We start from the raw sequence: 588 nt of genomic DNA, 5'->3' as shown, positions 1-588 counted from the left end.
GGCAGTCGCTCAATATTTACGACATAGCCGAAGCCGCGGGCGTCGCCATCAACGACGCGCGCTACACCGCCGACGCCTTTTACCGCCGATGCGCCTCCGACATAAACAACGTGCCGCTTCGATATGACGGCCAAAGCAACAAGATAGCAACGATAAAGATATTGAACGACGTGCCAGCCACGGCGGAGCAAAACGAACACTACATCTTCCTCTCAAACGGCGCCGTGACGGAAAGGAATAAGGACGGCGATTTTCCGTTTGAAGGCTCCGAGCACATAAAAGAACTGTCGTTTTCGATGCCGAAATCTGATGTCGCCTCCGACGACAAAAACTACATACTGAAAACCTCCTTCACCTCCGAATACAAAAACAAGGAGCACAAGGTCGAAATAGAGCTGGGCCTTTTCAACGCCCCCGGCAAGCAAGGCACTACCTCCGGCGACCTCTACGCCGGGCCGGTGCTCTTTTACATCAGCCAGGGAACCGACTATACCGTAACAGATATAAAAATATTCAACGGAACGACAGACGTAAGCAACAAGAAGGACGTCTTGAAAACAGAGGTAAAGGAGCTTGCGGCCAAGTACA

The 588-nt window shown here is 51.9% G+C and carries 1 protein-coding gene; it reads left to right on the top strand.

Annotated features, from left to right (window positions below; all coding sequences use genetic code 11):
• Nucleotides 1-588: hypothetical protein (locus RRY12_13285; GenBank protein MEG2185648.1), on the top strand; the 588-nt coding region annotated here is incomplete at both ends.

Origin of the sequence: Cloacibacillus sp., assembly GCA_036655895.1 — a bacterium.
Classification (GTDB): domain Bacteria; phylum Synergistota; class Synergistia; order Synergistales; family Synergistaceae; genus JAVVPF01.
Note: the sequence above shows the minus strand (reverse complement) of the source record. Positions and strands in the feature narration are given on the sequence as shown.